Origin of the sequence: Chlorobium sp. (assembly GCF_049593655.1) — a bacterium.
Classification (GTDB): domain Bacteria; phylum Bacteroidota; class Chlorobiia; order Chlorobiales; family Chlorobiaceae; genus Chlorobium.
On sequence record NZ_JBAWHG010000066.1, the window covers coordinates 1 to 15,251 of the forward strand.

Here is a 15,251-nt window from a genome sequence, read left to right on the forward strand (position 1 = left end):
GCTGTGAATAGGTGATGATATCGTCATCCTTTAAAGGACGTTTTTCTCCTGTTTTTTCATCATCGTCCAGATAATCCTCCATGCTGCGTCCATACAGTTCAAGATGCTCTCTGAACCGCTTGATGGTTTCAGCTTCCCAACGTGGCAGGTCCTTAACGGCAAATCGGTAGTCTGAATAGCTACCTTCGAAGTCCGTTGAGTTGAATCGAACTGTTTTTTCGCTGCTGTCGGCTGTACTGCCATTGGTAAAATTCACGTCATATCCGATCGACCTGAAAAGCTTTTTCCACTCATCACCTTCCGATTCCGGGGTGGGATTCCCGAAACTTGAAACCTTGTAGGTTTTGCATCTCAATAATCCGGTAATATCCGTATACAGGTCGCCTTTTTTCGGCTTTTCGCCTGCTGAACGTTGTGTTCTGGGTTTAAATATCTCCTCACATCCCAATTGCCTGAATTTCTGCAGTTTTGCATCCTCAAGCAGTTTGTTCACGTCAGCCCATTTCCGGCCGAACTCGCTCATGAAGTCGCCGGGAGCAACATCAACAGAAGCAAGAGAAAGGTACAGTTCGTCGTCGATGAAGTCACGGTTGAGCAGACTCTGCATTATCTCTTTCCAGCACTCATCGAGCTGAGGCTCCCGGTATTTTGGAGCAAGGATGTAAAACCTGCCGCCACCGTTGTACAGAAGGTTTGCCGGTTTAAGCTTCAGTAAATCAAGAACCTTTCTTGCGCAAACATCTGCAAAAAGCTGTACGTAAAATGACCGTGCCTTGAGTGTTTTGGCTGCTTTTTTTGAAGGCACATTGAAAATGAATTTCTGGATGCCTGAAATATCCCCGCCAATCAGAATACATGGGACAGGCAATACGGTTTGCTCTTGTCCACCGGGCTTATAGCCGATAATTTCATTCTCTCTACCCTGCCATTTGCCATGTTGCCACTCGTCATACAAACAAAGCGCTATGGCTGCCGTAACCCTTGAATGGTCGAAAAGATTGATGTCCGGCCTGTCAAGAAGTGGTCCCTGTTTTCTGTTCGGAGTCTGGGCTGGAACGGTATTGAAATACTTCCAGAGCAGCGGCAACAACTCTTCATCATTTCGAACCTTTCCGAATGATTCCTTGAATTGATCGATGATCGGTCTGTACGCCTGCTGAGGAAACCTTGGAAACTGACCTGCTGGAAACAGCGCCTCCGGTTTCATGGAAAGTGGTGTCAGATCGTGGTATTCAAGGTCAGGAGCATAGTCATCTCCAGTTTTGTCGGTTAACCTGATACTTGAGAATATCGATTGCAGCCTTGCTCTTGAATACGATACGGGCTCAAGAAAATCGACCTTTATCCGTTCTTTTGATGCCCAGACATCAGCAATCCTTATAAGTTTGACCGGAACATTCTTTCTGCACAAATCAGTATACCCTCTATCCCAGGCGGCATGGTGATGCAACACATATTGTTCGACCTGTTCAATGTTTACATCAGCAAGCCAACCCTTGTCACGGAACAGCCTGAGAAATGCTGCCGAATAGCGTTTATGCGCATGACTTCTCCCTGCACGACTGATATAATCACGTGCTGAACGAGTCCATTGAGTCAGCTGTGCGCGCTGGATGAACTTGCCAACGTCATGCAGCAAGGCCCCAAGGTAAAAAGAGTCTCTTTCCTCCATAAACGGCAATAAGCAATGGTGAAGGAGCGGAAAATGTCAATTGAGAAATCCCAAAAAAAGAATTCCGGCAAACCCGGAATATTCACATGAGGTTCTTCGGCTGAGGTCAGATAACAGAAATGAGCAACGGATGGATCTCGTAGATCGCATGATTAATCACCACTAATATAATCAATGATCACTGCAACAACACAAAGTAACCATCAATTATATCGCATCATCACTCCCTATCCGGCACTGCCCGATCAGCTTCGGATACACGATTTCGTTCTTCTGATCAGGCTGGTTGGGGTCGATGGTTTTCTCCTGTGACAGACAATTTCCGGCTTTTCACATTCCCATGGCATTACCGGATTCGGACCCATGCAAACCATTACAGATTTTCCGCAAGACTCCCGAAAGGAGCTTGAGGATTTTCACCCTGACCGGATGGCTCAGCGCCTTGGCCATACCAGCCAGCACCTCCTCGTCCCTGCTGTACTCAACCGCCGATAATGATCTCTGCATGGTCATAATTATAGTTCATCGTAAATATACGATTAAATAACAGAAAACAAATCATGGCACAGTATATGTAGATAGTAAAAAGAAGCCTCCCTGGGTGAACGGCGAAAAGCCAGCGTACTCCGGCAGGAAAGAAGCAAACAAACACGAAGGGTAAGCTTTGGCAGCAAAACAGCTGTCCTGTTCTTGATACTTAATGTACGAGAACCAGACGCGATGTCTCATTATGAGACATTATGATAACCTAATCTTTCAACACTGAGTCCCATGAAAAAAGTAAATGCCCTGTTTTTCCTGTTGTGTGCCGCTGCGATGACCGCTTACTTTCCGAACCAGGCTCACGCGTTCTCTTCCGTATATCCCAATATGCACGGCAAATCGCTTACAACTCCTGTAGCATGGGGAAATGCCTATGGGACAGTTTATGCCGGAGCGGCTTTAACGACACCGGCGCCCTACACCGATGATACGGAAACCGCAGCGGCTCTTGGAGTAGGCATAGGCAATCCCTATAAAAATCTCGGAATTCAGGCCACGCTGATCGCGCTCGATCCCGGCAAGCTCGACGACTTCACCCTGAACGTTCACGCGTTCCGCAATCTCGGAAATGCTTCTGCCATTGGCGCCGGCGTTGAAAATATCGATCTTTGCGACTCGAAGAGGTGGGATATCGAGGAGAGCTATTACGTGGTATTCAGCCACAGCGTCGGAGGAGATGCTTTCGTCGATACAGAAACCAACAGCTCCAGACTCCATTTCAGCATCGGAGCGGGCAATGGACGTTTCGGCAATAAAAGCGACCGGGATATCGTCGAAGGAAAAGGAGAACACGGTACCTATGTATTCGGCAATGTGGCTTATGAGGTGTTTAATGCATTCAACGTCATTGCCGACTGGAATGGTGTAAACCTGAATACCGGCATATCGAAAAACTTTTTTGTCGGCAATAAGGTACCGGTCGTCATAACGCTTGGAGCAGCAGATCTTACGGATAATTCCGGTGACGGTGTCCGCCTGATAGCAGGTATCGGAACCGGATTCATGCTGTAATTCGCTTAATGCATCAAACAAACAACCGCAATGAAACACAAATACCTATTTCTTCCGTTGACAGCCGCAATGCTGTTGTCGCTCTCTCCGGTGACATCAATGGCTATCTGCGTACCGGAACCTCCTCCGACATGCCCGCCAGTTATAACACCTCCTCCGGTGGTGCCTGCCATCAATGTTCCAAGCATCATTCCGGCAGTGCAAATCGGAGCCAACACGATCAATGTGACCCAGTTCAAGACGGGAGACCCTGAAACGCCCAAAGCTGTCGCACAGGATACCCCTGCTGCAGAAACGGTCGCACCGCCTGAAAACGGCGAACTTGCACCGAAAAGTCCGAGAAATTAGTCCCGACCCGGCCTGGATGGTGAAGGAGTTCCGAATAAAGACCAGCCTGAACGCAAAAGAACACCGGGGCGGCTATGCCTCCGGTGTTCTTTTGCGTTCAGGCTGGTCGGGATTATGCTTGAAATTTTTGTCAGAGCTCACAGCATCGATGGAGATGACCGCTTGCACACCGTTCTGAACAGACCCCATATTTTCATCTTTCGATTTCACCGTTATGTTTCCGTGGCGGTTGTTTTTGCCGTTTCACATACAGTATATTGAAAAAGAGAGGACACTGCCGTCAAGGTCATTGAACGCCGCTGGGATCGTAAGCCGGATGATACAGACAACCCAAAGCGCCCCCATTTAATGCATTCAATGTCAATACCTTACTTAAAACAGCCTGAATTCAAGATCCCGGAGTATCAAAAAACTTTCCTATTGAATAAACAACTGTCATGAAAGACAACCATGTATTTCTTCGAATAACAGTTGCCATGCTGTTATCACTCTCTTCAACGCCATTGATCGCAAAATCAATCTCGATATCCACGCCGCCTCCGGCAGCCCCGACTGTCGGAACCACCGCCGTAAATCCGGCCGCGCAAATCATCATCACGCATGTTAATGTCACGCAGTTTAACGCCAATGGCACTGTTCCTTCAAAAACAGCAACAGAACGGAATAACCCTGTTGAATCGCCTGCGCCACCAGAAAACAAAGGGTCTGCAGAAAAAACTCCGATAAAGTGACCCTGGATACAGGGATCGGATATCCCGGACAGGAATGATCCCGATTCAGTCGATTCACCAGTGGCGTAACTATAACTGCCATGATTGTGACCGGACCGGTTGACCGCTTTATTTTCGGAAAACCGGAAAATTCTTGCCTTTGAGTCTGACCTTATAGCTGGTACAGCAACAAAAAGACCATACATACTGCAATAAATCCCCATTGGCATGTCCCTCAGAGATAGTCTTGCCGTTCGTCTTTCCCGTTATGCTTTCGGCCTGGCAGTTCTTGCCGTTACCAATGGCATATACCCCGCCTATGGCGGTGAAAACCCAACGGATACAACTCGCTTCAGGGTTACGAATGCCGAGAAAGCCGTCGATCGGACCCTTTCCTGGATAGGCGACACAAACGACAACAAACAGCTGCCGTTTGCTCTGATCGACAAAAAAAATGCGAAAATTTTTGTTTTTCAGGCAAACGGCACGCCTGTCGCATCGGCACCGGTACTGCTGGGGATAGCAAGACTGGATCGCATAAATCCGGGCACCCTGAACGCGAAACTGGGTGATATAACCGCCGAAGACCGGGTTACTCCGGCGGGAAGATACCGCGCACGAACGGGCAGGGATCTTCACGGCAGGGAACTGCTCTGGGTCGATTACGATTACGCAATTGCCATTCATCCCGTCGCGGAGGTAGCAGGTCAGCAGAGAACCGTGCGGCTGCAGTCGGCGACTCCTGATGACAACCGGATAACATGGGGATGTATCAACGCCACGTCCTCGTTCTATAAAACCGTAATCAGCCCGCTGTTCAAACCGAAGGGCGGCATCGTCTATATTCTACCCGAAGAAATAGCGGTGGAAGACTATATAGGCAAAGGATTTCGCTGAACCGGAAAAAGCATCTTCACGTCGTGAAATACTCCTTCATCGAGAGGAAAACCTCCTTCCGGGCAAGCAGACCGCTCACCATGCCAAGCACGGTGGCCGCACCGGCAGCAAAAAACAGCGGGCGTGCCGAGATGTTGTTCGTATAGTAGATAGCCGGAATGCCCTGCTCCTTGGCGAAACTGTCGAGCGAAGTGGTGCCGATCACCAGATCGGGTTTGTAGCGCAACACGGCATCCATGTCCTCCTCGAGATATTTACGGTAGCGGATTTCGGTTCCAAGCATGGTGAGCACCTTGTGGTCCTCCTCCCCGAGAGGCATGCGGGCTACCGAGGTAGAGGCATAGGGCACATCGAGACCCGCTTCGAGCAACAGCCTGACAACCGGCAGTTCATTACCTTCGTAACCGGCAACGATGACGCTGCCCTTGAGATCACCGAAACGCGACATGACGTCACGGGCTTTCTGACGCTCCTCTTCAGCCACGGAAGCGACAAGCCCGCTGTCGAGATTGAGCGCTTCGCCGACACGCGCTATCCACTGAGCCGTTCCGTTCGCGCCGATAGGGTTGCCTTTAACGATTACCGCTCCGTTTTTTTCAAAAAATTCGGCGGTACGTTCGTAAAACGGATGCAGTACCGCACAGGCGGCCGCTCTTCCCGCCTCCATATAGTCGTCAAGGGAGGTTCCTGGCAGGGCAATAACCGACTCGACCCCGATTTTCTGCAGAACACTCCCGATAGTCATGGCGTCAACCGGAAAGATTTCTCCGAGAATCACCAGAGATTTTTTCTTTTTTGCGCCATCCGTCGAAGCGAATCGCCTGAGAAGCGTCGCGACGGTAACATCCTTCGCTTCCGGGTGTGTACGCAGCTGAAATGCCGGCAGACGCACCAGAAGCACTTCGGCATTACCGGCTTTTGCAGGCAGCAGCTCTTCTGCTATACCTGCCGTTTCGGCAACGCAGGTACTGACAACGGGAATGAATTTCACGGCCGGGTCCATACCGATTTCGGCGATGGTGCGGCGAAGATCGTCGATCATGGTGCCGCCGGAAATCTGCACGTTCATCAGTTCAGGCGTAACTACCGACTTGCGGGCCGCATAAAAATGTGAAACGAAAGTCAGCCCGTAAGCGCAGCCCTGATCGGCTACAAGACAGACCTGAACGCCGTCGATTCTCATCAGTACCCGCAAACCTCCAAATGCAGGACACATCGACTGGGGATGCAGATTGTTACAACCCTTCTTCTCCATGCGGTACTACCCTCCTCTTTGCTTGTTGTATATACGCTTTGCCGTCCCGTCCGAGACCGGTGGAATCCATCCATGCGGCGGCTGCTCCGGAACTTCTGAATCTTCCTGCGGCAAGCCGGTAATATTGCTTTCCGCCTCCGGTAACCGGCCATATGAAAATCACAGCCCCGGGAACCATTATCCGGCGACGTTCCTGCAGGGCGGACTGTTTCCGCTGAAACGTTGCCAGAACCACCGCATACTCTCCCACTTCCAGAAGCGCTCCATCCCGCGCCGATACCAGGGTGCCACTCTTCGCATCCCCGCCCGCCGCCGTCACATCCTTGTCCGCTCCGGACAAGGATGTGACGGGACGATCGGCTGCGACAGGAAGCGCTCCCTGATTCTGCCATAAAAAAACAAAGAGCGACGCGATTGCCGCCAGAACGATACCTGCGGCCACCATAACCGGAAGCCGCCGCTTCCGCCTGAGCGGCTCCGGAGCGGGCGGTGAAGAGAGGGCTATCGCTCCCAGGTTTCGGTATTCACTGTTTATAAGCTCCTGAAGCAGCGCGTCGGTCTCAAACCCCAACCGTCCCTTTTCTGAAAACAGCGTGCCGAAACCGGGAAAAACAACCGATCCCTGTTCCCTCATCCTGTTTTTAAAAAACAGGGGGAAAACGGATGCCAGGGGTCCGCACTCGGAACGTTCGAGATGCATGCGCATCGAGATCATCTTCACGAAATCCGCCACTGCCACATCGCGTTTTTCGAAAACAACCCGATTTTCGGGAGGATGATACTGCATTCCCTCTTTTCCGGGACGCCGTTCAGCCGGAAGGTGCCTGATGGTGAACATGCCAAGACCGGAAACCGGAACCGAACGGTTTTCGAGCAGTTCCGCACACATTGCACCTGAAAGCGCCGGAAGATAGCGCTCTGCCGAAGCATCACGTTCTGCGCCGTCAGGCAGGGAAATATCGTTTCTGGTACGGAGTGTCATAATTGCATGGTCAGGCCGTTGCCCCTCGATAGCTTTTGGGTTTTAATATACTATATCCCCTGCAAATCATACCCCGCCATCAGTGTGCGGAATCGGAAGAACAGGAGAAGAGGCCCGTTTTTCCACGGTTTTTGTTATCTATGATGAAGCTGCTTTTCCAACATTATCCGCATCATCCTGATGAGCCAGGCCTCACTTTCGGTCAGTGAACTGACCATGCAGATCAAAAACGAGCTTGAAAGCCTCTTCCCTCTGGTCAGGGTCAGAGGTGAAATCTCCAATTACAAGCGGCACAGCTCAGGGCACAGCTACATGACCCTCAAGGATGAGCAGGCTCAGATCGCCGCGGTGATCTGGAAGAATACCGGAAACCGGATCGGCACCGAACTGAAGGACGGCATGGAGGTGATCGCCGAAGGACGCCTGGAGGTTTATCCCCCCTCCGGACGATATCAGCTCATCTGCACCGCCGTCCATGCGGCGGGACAGGGACTGCTGCAACAGGCCTTTGCCCTTCTGCTTCAGAAACTCGCAAAAGCCGGCTATTTCAATCCGGAAAGAAAAAAAAAGCTGCCCCGGGTACCGGAATCCATCGGAATCATCACCTCCCCGACCGGCGCGGTAATCGAGGATATGGGCAAGGTGATCGAACGCCGTTTTCCCGCAGCACGAATTCTGCTCTACCCTGTCAAGGTGCAGGGCGCCGATGCCGCACGGGATGTAGAGCGGGGAATCGACTATTTCAACAATCCGCCGAACCCCCGGCACCGAACGGATGTGCTGATCGTTGCCCGAGGCGGCGGTTCCATGGAGGATCTCCAGGCGTTCAACGAAGAAAGGGTCGCCGAAGCGATCTACCGTTCATCGATACCCGTCATCAGCGCCGTTGGCCATGAAACCGATCTCACCATAGCCGACATGGTTGCCGATCTCCGGGCGGGAACTCCCTCGATGGCCGCCGAGCTTGCCGTCCCCGACAGAATGGATCTCCTGAAAACCATCGACAATCTTCAAGCACGTCAAAACACCCTCATGCAGGCCAAACTGGACGGTGCAGAAATGGAAATCGACTCGCTGCGGCAGAGTTACGCATTCAACCGCCCCCTGATACAGCTGCAGCAGCTTTCGGAAAAACTGGAAAACATTCCCGAACAGTTTGCCCAATCCATCAGAAGAAAATGGCTGCAGAAAGCGGTGGAATTCGCGGGAGCGAATCAGCATCTGGCATTGCTCGACTACCGCAAAACGCTTGAACGGGGGTATGCACTGGTGAAAAAAGATGGCCGCTTCATTACCGGATCATGCGAGCTTGCATGCTCCGACAGGGCGGAAATTCTCTTTCACGACGGCAGTGTAACGGCAACGGTCAGCGGGAAAGCGATGCCCTGAGAATCCGGCGCACCAGTTCGAGATCCTCCTGGGTATTGACTCCGGGATGATCGACGGTAGTGGTAACGCACCGTATCCTGAACCCGTTTTCAAGAAGCCTGAGCTGTTCAAGCGATTCGGCCAGCTCAAGCATGGAGGGAGGAAGGGCTGCGTAACGCTGCAGAACGTCGGCACTGAACGCATAGAGCCCTATGTGGCGGTAAAACTGTGTGGAAGCATACACCTCCCGCTGAAAGGGCACCGGGCTCCTTGAAAAATAAAGCGCGTTGCCGTGCCGGTTCAGAACGACCTTGACAACGTTGGGGTCTTCAATCTGCTGGCAATCGTCCGAAAGCATCGGAAAAACCAGTGTGGAACAATCGGGAGGATCGAGGCCGAGAAACGGCTCCAGGCAACGATCGATATTGCCGGGATCGATGAGCGGCTCATCTCCCTGGAGGTTCAGAAACACTTCGGCATCGATGCTCCTGGCCGCTTCGGCAATCCGCTCGGTGCCGCAACGCGCCTCCGGAGAGGTCATCACCACTTCGGCGCCGTAAGCCTCCAGCGCTCCGGCAATTTCCCTGCTGTCGGTAGCAACAACGACCCTGTCGGCATATTTCGACTGAAGAGCCTGCCGCCAGGTACGCACAATCAGCGGTTCGCCCTCAAGATCGGCAAGCATTTTCTTCGGCAACCTGCTTGAATCAAGCCTTGCCGGAATCAGGATAACAGCGTTCATGGGCGTCGAGGGGTATCGAGAATAAGGGTTACTGGACCATTGTTGACAAGAGCCACCTGCATGGATTCGCCGTACCATCCGGTACTGACCGGCCGGCCAAGCTCCTGCCCGGTCAGGCGGACAACCGACTCATAGAGCGGGCGGGCTGTTTCGAAGTCAGCGGAGCCTGAAAAACCCGGACGGTTCCCCCTGCTCGCGTCTCCGTAAAGGGTAAACTGCGATACCAGAAGCATCTCTCCCCCGGTATCATGCACCGAGCGGTTCATCCTTCCTGTATCGTCATCAAAAATCCTCAGATGCACAAGTTTCCTGCTCATCCATTCAGCCTCGGCAAGAGTGTCGCCGGGAGCCACGCCGAGCAGCACCAGAAGACCGCCGGCGATTTCCGACGGATTCCGGCTGGCGGCAGTGACCGAAGCTGAAAGCACTCGCTGTACAACCGCTCTCACGTTGCAGCTCCCTCCCGCAGAAGAATCCGGGCGACCTCTTCAAAAGAAATGCCCTCCACACGGACGGTTTTGTTGCGGGAGCTCATGCCGGCGACAATGCTGAGACGGGAAGGAGCCACGCCGAAAAGCTTCGCAAACAGCGCACAGCACTCACGGTTAGCGGCATCATCGACCGGAGCCGCCTTCAGGGTGACTTTCAGGCGCCCGTCATACTCCCCGCAAATCCGGCTTTTCGACGAGCGGGGCTGAGCCTTCACCTGAAAAAGCACTCCACCATCCTTCTCTGAAAGTTCCACGTCCCGAGACGCTACCCGAGCACTTTCGGAACCTTGAAAAAACGATCCTGCCGGTCAGGAGCATTCTGCAGTGCAAGCTCGGTGGAAACGGTATCGCCTTCGGCATCATCCCTGAGCACATTTGCCTGGTCGTGGATGCTGCTGAGCGGTTCAACACCATCCGTATCGATTTCGTTGAGCTTTTCCACGTAGTGCAGAATACTGTTGAGTTCCGTGGTCATGGTAGCCATTTCGTCGTCGCTGAAACGCAAGCGGGCAAGACCGGCGATATAAGCGACATCATCTCTGGTGACAGACATTGATCATGCGTTTGGTAATTAAAAGGTCTACAGCCTGCAGATTCCGAATTTCTCCTCGTCCAGCCGGTTTTTCGGTCTCTGTTCCATGGGAATATAGTCTCTTTTCTCCTGGCCGAGATATATCTGACGAGGCCTGGATATTTTCTGCTCGCCGTCCTTGACCTGTTCGATCCACTGTGACAGCCAGCCGGGAACCCTGCCGATAGCGAAGAGAACGGGGAACATGTCGAGGGGGAAACCCATTGCCTGATAAATCAGACCGGAATAAAAATCGACGTTGGGATAGAGCTTGCGGCTGACGAAATAATCATCCTCAAGAGCGATTCGCTCAAGCTCGAGCGCGATATCGAGCATGGGATTGCGGCCGGTTTCCTCAAAAACCTGGAAAGCGATGTCCTTGATGATTTTCGCCCTGGGATCGTAGTTCTTGTAAACCCTGTGCCCGAAACCCATCAAACGGCCTTCCCCGGCTTTGACGGACTTAATGAACTCGGGAACCTTGTCAAGCGATCCGATTTTGATGAGCATTTGAATGACCGCTTCGTTGGCGCCGCCATGAAGCGGCCCGTAAAGCGCCGCGCAACCGGCCGCGATAGCGGAAAAAGGATCGACACCGGAACTTCCCACAGCTCGGACTGCGCTGGCCGAACAGTTCTGTTCATGATCCGCATGCAGGATAAACAGAACGTCGAGAGCCTTTTCAAGCACCGGATTGGGCTTGTAGTGCAGCTCGGTCATCTTGAACATCATGGACAGGAAATTGCCGCTGTAGCTGAGATCATCGTCAGGCAAGACGTAAGGGAAACCCATGCTGTGGCGAAAACTCATCGCAGCAAGCGTGGGGATTTTGCCGATCATGCGACGGACTTGCAGCTTCCTCGACTCCTCGTTCGAAATATCCTTCGCATCGGGATAAAATGTTGAAAGCGCACCGATCGTTCCGACAAGAATACCCATCGGGTGGGCGTCGTAACGGAATCCGTCCATGAACTTCGTCATGTTGGCGTGAGTCATGGTGTTGTGACGGATATTGTAGGTCCAGACGGCAAGACGCTCCTTGTCCGGAAGCTCGCCCTTGATCAGAAGGTACGCCGTTTCAAGAAAGGTGCTTTTCTCGGCAAGCTGCTCGATGGGATAGCCTCGATAGCGGAGAATACCTTTGTCACCGTCAATATAGGTAATCCGACTTTTGCATGAGGCCGTGTTCAGATAACCCGGATCGTAGCCCAGCAAACCGAAATCCTCTTCGGAAACCTTTGCTTTACGCAGTTCCATGGTATTGATGGAACCGTACTCGATTGGAACCTCGTAAGATTTTCCTGTCCGGTTATCTACAATTGTCAGAGAATTCCTTGGGGCTGTAACCGTCATGACTGATGTGGGTTAAGAATTGAAGAAGATCCCGGTGGAAACACACACAGAGAAAGGCATAAGATTATCCGGAAATGCCGTAAAACATTGCGATATGAATTTACAAAACTCGGGGATTATATATGCACGTCCCTGATTAACAATCATTAAAAGAAACCGAAAAACGGCAAACGGGATCACCACGAAAAATACAGCAGAAACTCCTGCACGGTTCATGACGGCAGGACTCTTAAGGCTGTTAATTATAAAAAGAAAAAAAGGAAAAAACTTTTTGGATAAAACCCTTTCGTTATCTACTTTTACAACTCTCTACAAGGAGCTGTAGCTCAGTTTGGTTAGAGCGCCTGCCTGTCACGCAGGAGGTCGCGGGTTCGAGCCCCGTCAGCTCCGCAAAAAAAGCCCTGTATTCCAGGGCTTTTTTCATTTCCGCAACTTGGCGATTCGCATTGAACCCTGACCGCCATTATCCCGGCACCAGCTCGACACGACGATTTTTCGCCCTCCCTGCTTCGGTCGTGTTCGGAGCGACAGGAGCAAGATAGGCAACGCCGTTTGCCGTCAGACGCCCTGCGGCGATTCCGTACTCCTTCTGCAGAACACCGACCACCGCATCGGCACGGCGTTTCGAGAGCGCAATATTGAATGCATAACCGCCGATATTGTCGGTATGGCCTACGACATGCAGCTTGAGAGCCGGCTGTTTTTTCATCAGTTTGGCTATCTCGCCGAGCGCCGGTTTCGAAGCCGGCTTGATCTCCGAGCGGTTGGTGTCGAAATAGATCCCGTACAGTGATACCCGGCCGGTCGAGGCGATAGCCTGGGACATTTCGTCGGCAGTGACCGTTACCATCTTCTGCTGCATGGGCCGGGTCTCGATGATATCGAGTGCCGCATAAGCGCCGCACCGCGCCTTGTAAACCCGGTCGTCCTTCCCCCATTCGACAACCGTCAGATAGACATAGACATCCCCCTCGGGACGTTTCATTTTTGCACTTGCAACACAGATGCCGTTTTTCTCGGCTGCATAGAATACATAGTTGCTTCGGCTGGTCGCAAGATCAACGCCTCCAAACGGAGCAAGATAGTTGGTCCATTTCGTGGCTGCAGGATCTTTTCGGGAGTCGTAGAGAATGACGAAGCCCTTCGAGCGCAGCTCGTTGAGATAATTCCGGTACACTTCGAGCGAGCCGGTATCGCCCGCAGCCTCATACCATATCCTCGTAAGCCGGCCTTCAGGCTTCAGGGGAGGTCTGGCGAACTCCCTTCTTTTCGATTCCAGGTTGTAACGCATGAAGGTCGAGGTCTGCAACTCATATTCATCAAAACTCTTCGTCTGATAGCCGATGATTTCCGATCCGGCAAACCGCTTCAGAAGCGGGCTGTCTTTCGAACCCGGGATATCGGCTGCAAAAAGCTGACCTGTTGCACAGAAAAAGACAAGAAGGGAAAGAAGCTTCAGGATGTTCATGCTCCTTCCGGAAAGCCGTCCATTCCGAATGCGTTTCATGACTCGTTCTTTTTACGTTTATCCCTGACATAAATAGCTTTTGAAGGCCCTTCTCCAATAAGCCGTTCATTGACTTCGAAAAGCGAGGTGGCCCTGATCAGCTCACCAAGCTTGCCATAACCGTAATTCCGGGGATCGAACTCGGGAAGCTGTTTGGCAATGGTTGCGCCCAGTGTAGCAAGATGAGCCCATCCGCTTTCATCGGAAGAGGATTCAACGGCATTTCTCAGCAACCTGACCAGCTGGCTGTCCATTTTCAGCTCTGTGGCGGTCTTTTTGACGATAACCTCGTTTTCGTTGATCTTTGCCCGGAGAAGTTCGGTGTAGATGAACTTATCGCATGCCGAAACAAAAGGCGACGGCGTCTTTTTTTCGCCGAAGCCGTAAACGGTAAGACCCGACTCCCTCAGCCTCGATGCCAGCTTCGTAAAATCGCTGTCGCTGGAAACAATGCAGAACCCGTCGAATTTACCGGTGTAGAGCAGATCCATGGCATCGATGATCATGGCGCTGTCTGTTGCATTTTTGCCTTTTGTATAACCGAACTGCTGTATCGGCTGTATCGAGTGCTGGAGCAGAAGCGCCTTCCAGCTTTTCAGGGCTGTAGATGTCCAGTCTCCGTATATCCTCCGGACACTTGCCGTACCGTACTGCGCAATTTCGGAAAGAATGCCTTCGATTATCGACGGCTGGGTGTTATCGGCGTCGATAAGCACTGCGAGCCGTCCTGATTTTTCATATGCCATGGTAATCCGTGAAACGTGTTATGCCAGCACCTTGAATCCCTGCTCCCCGATAACCGCACTCATCGCGACGGGACTGACCATTGACGGGTCATACTCTACGGCAACGACGCCGTCGGCAAATGAAACCGTGACTGCATCGACCCCTTCGAGCTCCTCCAGCGCCTCTTTTACAAGTATTTCACATCTGGAGCAGCGCATCCCGGAAACCCTGAATTCTTTTTTCATGACCGAACCCCGCAATTATTTATATATGAACTGATTGAGTGCCAACTGCCGTTGTAGGAGGGATTGGCAGATGACTCCTGTAGTAATTATATTAATTTTCTTATGATTCATATGCTAAAACATTTCAGGAGAGCCGTAAAACCTCTTTTCGGCCTGCTCCTGCTGGCAGGTCTCGGTATCGCGTCTTCATGCTCCGGACAGGCTTCGAAGGAAATAAACGATCTTCAGCAGGAGGCCTGGAAAAATTCCGGAGACGCCAGCGCCTGGCTCCGCCTCGGCAATGCCTACGCCCGCAATGAACAGTACCGGAAGGCGGAAGACGCTTACCGGGAGGCGCTCTCCATCGATCCCGGACTTGAGGAAGGTCTCCAGGCACTGGGAGCCGCCAGTTTCAATCAGGGGAACTACCGCGATGCGCTTGTCTACTTCACGAAATATCATGCCCTTTCCCCGGACGACTCCCTGAGAAATTATGATCTCGGCAATGTCTTTCTGCAGCTGCAGGAGTACGACAAAGCCATTGCCGCATACCAGCGGGCCATTGCCAACAGTGCATCGTTCGACCTTGCCTACTACAATCTGGGAGTCTGCTACGCCCGCACCGGAAAAGGTGCTGAAGCCGAAGAAATTTATAAGTTGCTTGTAAATAAAAACAATTATCTTGCCGTCTCTCTGAAAAACCATTTCAACAGGGCTGGGTCCTCCGGGCGTTAGGCTTTTCATAAGGAGAGCCTCTTCTTAAGGCCCTGGAGTAAATCATGACGGACAGGATCGCCCGAAAAGCTTATGTCTCCTGTTTTTCAGAAAGACCCGCAAGAGCGTCTTACAGT

General features: G+C 52.0%; 18 protein-coding genes and 1 tRNA gene. 6 read left to right on the plus strand and 13 right to left on the minus strand.

Features of this window, described 5'->3' with window-relative positions:
* Together cas10 and WBP50_RS11140 are read right to left on the minus strand one after the other, a co-directional pair.
* The coding region (gene cas10, locus WBP50_RS11135; protein ID WP_423934505.1) for a type III-A CRISPR-associated protein Cas10/Csm1 at nt 1-1,672 on the minus strand (1,672 nt) is incomplete at its 3' end.
* A gap of 330 nt (nt 1,673-2,002) precedes the next feature.
* On the minus strand, nt 2,003-2,179 hold the full coding sequence (locus WBP50_RS11140; RefSeq protein WP_423934507.1) for a hypothetical protein: 177 nt from the start codon (nt 2,177-2,179) through the stop codon (nt 2,003-2,005).
* A 264-nt stretch (nt 2,180-2,443) separates the two neighbouring features.
* Between WBP50_RS11140 and WBP50_RS11145 the strand changes: the two genes are divergently transcribed.
* Both WBP50_RS11145 and WBP50_RS11150 read left to right on the plus strand, forming a co-directional pair.
* Nucleotides 2,444-3,226, plus strand: coding sequence for a hypothetical protein (locus WBP50_RS11145; RefSeq protein ID WP_423934509.1), 783 nt, complete (start codon nt 2,444-2,446; stop codon nt 3,224-3,226).
* A 162-nt stretch (nt 3,227-3,388) separates the two neighbouring features.
* Nucleotides 3,389-3,574, plus strand: coding sequence for a hypothetical protein (locus WBP50_RS11150; protein WP_423934510.1), 186 nt, complete (start codon nt 3,389-3,391; stop codon nt 3,572-3,574).
* Nucleotides 3,575-3,962: 388 nt separating this feature from the next.
* Here the strand turns inward: WBP50_RS11150 and WBP50_RS11155 are convergent, their stop codons facing one another.
* On the minus strand, nt 3,963-4,490 hold the full coding sequence (locus tag WBP50_RS11155; RefSeq protein WP_423934512.1) for a hypothetical protein: 528 nt from the start codon (nt 4,488-4,490) through the stop codon (nt 3,963-3,965).
* 22 nt (nt 4,491-4,512) lie between these two features.
* Here WBP50_RS11155 and WBP50_RS11160 point away from each other — a divergent pair, with 22 nt between their 5' ends.
* Complete coding sequence (locus WBP50_RS11160) at nt 4,513-5,181, plus strand: L,D-transpeptidase (protein WP_423934513.1); 669 nt, start codon at nt 4,513-4,515, stop codon at nt 5,179-5,181.
* Nucleotides 5,182-5,197: 16 nt separating this feature from the next.
* Here the strand turns inward: WBP50_RS11160 and bchY are convergent, their stop codons facing one another.
* On the minus strand, nt 5,198-6,436 hold the full coding sequence (gene bchY, locus WBP50_RS11165) for a chlorophyllide a reductase subunit Y (protein ID WP_423934516.1): 1,239 nt from the start codon (nt 6,434-6,436) through the stop codon (nt 5,198-5,200).
* Nucleotides 6,417-7,418, minus strand: coding sequence for an SPOR domain-containing protein (locus WBP50_RS11170; RefSeq protein ID WP_423934517.1), 1,002 nt, complete (start codon nt 7,416-7,418; stop codon nt 6,417-6,419). The genes bchY and WBP50_RS11170 overlap by 20 nt, the downstream gene beginning before the upstream one ends.
* A gap of 180 nt (nt 7,419-7,598) precedes the next feature.
* Between WBP50_RS11170 and xseA the strand changes: the two genes are divergently transcribed.
* Nucleotides 7,599-8,807, plus strand: a complete 1,209-nt coding sequence (gene xseA / locus WBP50_RS11175) for an exodeoxyribonuclease VII large subunit (protein ID WP_423934519.1) — start codon at nt 7,599-7,601, stop codon at nt 8,805-8,807.
* On the opposite strand, the gene kdsB is transcribed toward xseA, so the two are convergent.
* From kdsB to WBP50_RS11200, 5 genes are read right to left on the minus strand one after another with little or no spacing between them, the layout of a single operon-like run.
* Nucleotides 8,785-9,528 (minus strand): 3-deoxy-manno-octulosonate cytidylyltransferase, encoded by a 744-nt coding sequence (kdsB, locus tag WBP50_RS11180; RefSeq protein WP_423934522.1) that lies wholly within the window; start codon nt 9,526-9,528, stop codon nt 8,785-8,787. The genes xseA and kdsB overlap by 23 nt on opposite strands.
* On the minus strand, nt 9,525-9,977 hold the full coding sequence (gene dtd / locus WBP50_RS11185; RefSeq protein ID WP_423934524.1) for a D-aminoacyl-tRNA deacylase: 453 nt from the start codon (nt 9,975-9,977) through the stop codon (nt 9,525-9,527). Before dtd ends, kdsB begins: the two co-directional genes overlap by 4 nt.
* On the minus strand, nt 9,974-10,273 hold the full coding sequence (locus WBP50_RS11190) for a DUF167 domain-containing protein (protein WP_423934527.1): 300 nt from the start codon (nt 10,271-10,273) through the stop codon (nt 9,974-9,976). Before WBP50_RS11190 ends, dtd begins: the two co-directional genes overlap by 4 nt.
* An 11-nt stretch (nt 10,274-10,284) precedes the next feature.
* A complete protein-coding gene (gene gatC, locus WBP50_RS11195; protein ID WP_423934529.1) occupies nt 10,285-10,572 on the minus strand; it encodes an Asp-tRNA(Asn)/Glu-tRNA(Gln) amidotransferase subunit GatC in 288 nt (95 codons plus the stop codon).
* Between the two features lie 27 nt (nt 10,573-10,599).
* On the minus strand, nt 10,600-11,943 hold the full coding sequence (locus tag WBP50_RS11200; RefSeq protein ID WP_423934532.1) for a citrate synthase: 1,344 nt from the start codon (nt 11,941-11,943) through the stop codon (nt 10,600-10,602).
* Between the two features lie 315 nt (nt 11,944-12,258).
* Between WBP50_RS11200 and WBP50_RS11205 the strand changes: the two genes are divergently transcribed.
* Nucleotides 12,259-12,333, plus strand: a tRNA-Asp gene (locus WBP50_RS11205).
* 73 nt (nt 12,334-12,406) lie between these two features.
* On the opposite strand, the gene WBP50_RS11210 is transcribed toward WBP50_RS11205, so the two are convergent.
* Genes WBP50_RS11210 through WBP50_RS11220 form a run of 3 tightly spaced genes read right to left on the minus strand, consistent with a single transcriptional unit; the run spans nt 12,407 to nt 14,421 of the window.
* Nucleotides 12,407-13,450, minus strand: a complete 1,044-nt coding sequence (locus tag WBP50_RS11210) for an OmpA family protein (RefSeq protein ID WP_423934533.1) — start codon at nt 13,448-13,450, stop codon at nt 12,407-12,409.
* On the minus strand, nt 13,447-14,196 hold the full coding sequence (locus WBP50_RS11215; RefSeq protein ID WP_423934536.1) for an NYN domain-containing protein: 750 nt from the start codon (nt 14,194-14,196) through the stop codon (nt 13,447-13,449). Before WBP50_RS11215 ends, WBP50_RS11210 begins: the two co-directional genes overlap by 4 nt.
* 18 nt (nt 14,197-14,214) lie before the next feature.
* Nucleotides 14,215-14,421 (minus strand): heavy-metal-associated domain-containing protein, encoded by a 207-nt coding sequence (locus tag WBP50_RS11220; RefSeq protein ID WP_423934537.1) that lies wholly within the window; start codon nt 14,419-14,421, stop codon nt 14,215-14,217.
* Nucleotides 14,422-14,532: 111 nt separating this feature from the next.
* Here WBP50_RS11220 and WBP50_RS11225 point away from each other — a divergent pair, with 111 nt between their 5' ends.
* Nucleotides 14,533-15,135, plus strand: a complete 603-nt coding sequence (locus tag WBP50_RS11225; RefSeq protein WP_423934540.1) for a tetratricopeptide repeat protein — start codon at nt 14,533-14,535, stop codon at nt 15,133-15,135.
* Nucleotides 15,136-15,251: the final 116 nt, after the last annotated feature.

Bases quoted from the DNA above. Each gene is read 5' to 3' on its own strand.
- WBP50_RS11220 (WP_423934537.1), bottom strand. From the start codon at position 14,421: ATGAAAAAAGAATTCAGGGTTTCCGGGATGCGCTGCTCCAGATGTGAA.
- kdsB (WP_423934522.1), bottom strand. From the start codon at position 9,528: ATGAACGCTGTTATCCTGATTCCGGCAAGGCTTGATTCAAGCAGGTTG.
- xseA (WP_423934519.1), top strand. From the start codon at position 7,599: ATGAGCCAGGCCTCACTTTCGGTCAGTGAACTGACCATGCAGATCAAA.
- WBP50_RS11140 (WP_423934507.1), bottom strand. From the start codon at position 2,179: ATGCAGAGATCATTATCGGCGGTTGAGTACAGCAGGGACGAGGAGGTG.
- bchY (WP_423934516.1), bottom strand. From the start codon at position 6,436: ATGGAGAAGAAGGGTTGTAACAATCTGCATCCCCAGTCGATGTGTCCT.
- WBP50_RS11225 (WP_423934540.1), top strand. From the start codon at position 14,533: ATGCTAAAACATTTCAGGAGAGCCGTAAAACCTCTTTTCGGCCTGCTC.
- gatC (WP_423934529.1), bottom strand. From the start codon at position 10,572: ATGTCTGTCACCAGAGATGATGTCGCTTATATCGCCGGTCTTGCCCGC.
- WBP50_RS11200 (WP_423934532.1), bottom strand. From the start codon at position 11,943: ATGACGGTTACAGCCCCAAGGAATTCTCTGACAATTGTAGATAACCGG.
- WBP50_RS11215 (WP_423934536.1), bottom strand. From the start codon at position 14,196: ATGGCATATGAAAAATCAGGACGGCTCGCAGTGCTTATCGACGCCGAT.
- WBP50_RS11170 (WP_423934517.1), bottom strand. From the start codon at position 7,418: ATGACACTCCGTACCAGAAACGATATTTCCCTGCCTGACGGCGCAGAA.
- WBP50_RS11155 (WP_423934512.1), bottom strand. From the start codon at position 4,490: ATGTATGGTCTTTTTGTTGCTGTACCAGCTATAAGGTCAGACTCAAAG.
- WBP50_RS11210 (WP_423934533.1), bottom strand. From the start codon at position 13,450: ATGAAACGCATTCGGAATGGACGGCTTTCCGGAAGGAGCATGAACATC.
- WBP50_RS11145 (WP_423934509.1), top strand. From the start codon at position 2,444: ATGAAAAAAGTAAATGCCCTGTTTTTCCTGTTGTGTGCCGCTGCGATG.
- WBP50_RS11160 (WP_423934513.1), top strand. From the start codon at position 4,513: ATGTCCCTCAGAGATAGTCTTGCCGTTCGTCTTTCCCGTTATGCTTTC.